This is a genomic window from Endozoicomonas sp. SESOKO3, from assembly GCF_024606255.1.
In genome coordinates this window covers 1-2,617 of sequence record NZ_JAHHPR010000665.1, presented here as the reverse complement: position 1 = coordinate 2,617, position 2,617 = coordinate 1, and the positions used below count along the sequence as shown (strand labels likewise).

Sequence of the window (2,617 nt, the reverse complement as noted above, 5' to 3'; positions counted from 1 at the left end):
GAGTATGAGACAGTGGTCGCTCAGGATGGCCAGCAGGCGACACTGGCCTGTGCTCGCTTTAACAGTAAATCTGGTGCCTTCGTTGTGGCTGGTGATATTACCGAAAAACTGGCCAGTCACAGAAGCCTGTCCTCTGCTGTTTCTGATGTGCCGTTAGCAAAAGCTGTCCCGTCATGGGATGATTTGTCCCCCTCTGAAGACACATTCAGTAAGGTCGCCAGCGGTTTTCAATGGCTCACGGATCAAAATGCCCGTTTGTTGGCATTTTTTGCCTCCGGCGGCGGACTGGATTGTCTGGCAAACCCGATAAAACTGAGCATGTCGCCGCAACGATCAAAGCTACTGGCAGAGACCTGTGACAGCGTAAAACGGCTGGTTCATGGGGCTGAAGCTCTGCTGGATGGGTATCATGCATTCCTGCGGCTGGCGGGTAGCAGAGCTTCATCCGAGATCGAAATATTGCTGGATGAATTATTGCAACTGAGCAGCCGGTTCGAGACGCTGAAACGAACTATCCGGTCAGGGCTAAAGAGTATCATCCTTCCAGTGCAAGCCACTGAAAAAGGGCAGCTATCCCCGGGAATATTTCGTCACTGGGTGGCAGACTGTCATCAGTTACAATCCTGTCTCCAGGCACTCGACCCTTATGAGGCTGAGCAGATCCGGAGCGTGCATGAACTGATTTTTGCCCTGCATCAGCGCTTCGTAAAGGCGCTTTCACCGGTCACAGTGGCCTCGGGTCAGGGCAGGATCTCTCCAGAACAGTGCATCACCTATATCGATTGCAGGGCTCTGACTGAAACGGAAGCACTATTGAGTCCAGCCTGCAAAGCATCCCTCGATGCATTAATGATTCTTAACGGGGTTGTCATCATTATGGATGAAGCCTTGATTGTTAATCTGAGGTTAGGATCTCATGTGAGCGTTATCGAGCTACTTGAACATGCAGAGGGTGGGAAAGGACGAACCCTGCGGCTGAAATATTCTGACCAATTTGGTAGTGCTGATGACCGTATTACACGCGGCAAGTTCAAACGTATGTGGTTTCTGGTGGAGTCACTGAAAGCGATCGAACTGGATGAAAATGCGGATAGCATAAAGCTAAATTGTAACGCCATAGCGGGAGAAATTATCGTCGAATGCCCCCGAATAAGATCACGTCCAATCATTCGGGAGGCGTTTGTAAAGCTGACGACGGTGTTACGATCACTCCGGAATTTGGATCTGTTCTTTAGTCAAAGAACCATTTTTGAAGGAGGTCAGTGGAGCTTTAACTCGCTTGTACAACGCCTTAATAGCGGTGTTTCGGCAGAAGCCAATAGATTTGCCTTTCAGCATTGCCTTTTCCTAATGTCTGTGGGGGAGCGAATTCGAATTGATCCGGGTTACTACCAGTTATTAAGCAACCGTCAACGACAGTTTATTGATTATGGGCGACGGTTAGCTACATCGGAGGACAATTTTTGCGAAATGTTAATGAGTGATCAACACTCTAAGGAAATCTTCAGGGAGCTATACCATCATTTTTTATTCTTAGATCCTGATAAGGCTTATCAATGGGTTGAGCTTTTGTATCCTCATTTGAAAGATCAGTATTACTTTATCAAGCCGTCCTACAGTTACAGTCTGGAGTTTCATCTTCCACCGGCGCAGTTGTCTGATGGACAAAAAGAAAAGGTCAAGAGTTTTCTGCTCAGGGCTGGCATGAAATATGCTAGCCAACGAATTCGAAATGATAAAGAGCTTGTATTAGCAGTCATTTCATTGGATCCATCTTGCCTGGAAGGTGTCAGTGAAGAGCTAAAGAATGATAAACAGGTCGTCCTGGCTGCAGTCACCATCGATGGCGATTGTCTGCAAGAGGCCGGACCCGAACCACGGGATAATGAAGAGGTTGTCATAGCCGCTATCAAAGATTATCCAGCAGCTCTGGAATATGCCAGTGACAGAATTCGAAATGATAAAAACATTATTAAAACCTTAGTGGCTTTTAATGTTTCTATCTTAAGCTATGTCAGTAAAACGCTTTTAAAGGATCGCCGGTGTATGCTCGAACTCATTGAAATAAATCCTGAAGCTTTCAGTTATGCTGCTGCCGGGCTTAAAGATAATAAGGCGTTTATCAATGAAGCAAAACAAAGAAACCCCGAAGTTCGTCAATACCTCAGATAACCTGCGAATAAGGTCTGATTGATTCAGACAACGTTGACCCGTGCAAACCCTGTTGCCAGCCTATTGTTGTTTTTTCTACTGCATGCTTAAAGCTGAAGGGTGAACTTTATAAAAACAATATTGTCAGATACAAGTAACGACTTACCGTCGAATCATGGATGAATATTAACATGAGAGGGATATCTTTATGTTACCTTTATCACCAGCAATAATTGGTAGATCAGATACTCAAAGTCTGGCAACTGCCTGCGATCAGAATACCGGAGCTGATAGTTCACCCGAAAGCTGTTTCGATGATCTTGATCCCATTGGCGTTCCCGACGCAACGCCACTCTCCAACCGCAAATGCCGCTCACCTGTTCCAGATCAGGCTGCTAATTGTTCTCCTGACAACCGGGAACAACTTGGGGGCAAGGGAATGTTTTTACAGCGCATGAAGGAAGCC

At 46.4% G+C, this 2,617-nt stretch carries 2 protein-coding genes; both read left to right on the top strand.

Annotation, left to right across the window (positions count from 1 at the left end; genetic code table 11):
* Nucleotides 1–2,172 (top strand): DUF4116 domain-containing protein (locus KDK18_RS11645; RefSeq protein WP_257255075.1); only part of this gene is annotated, 2,172 nt, incomplete at its 5' end.
* Nucleotides 2,173–2,359: 187 nt separating this feature from the next.
* Nucleotides 2,360–2,617 (top strand): hypothetical protein (locus KDK18_RS11640; RefSeq protein ID WP_257255074.1); only part of this gene is annotated, 258 nt, incomplete at its 3' end.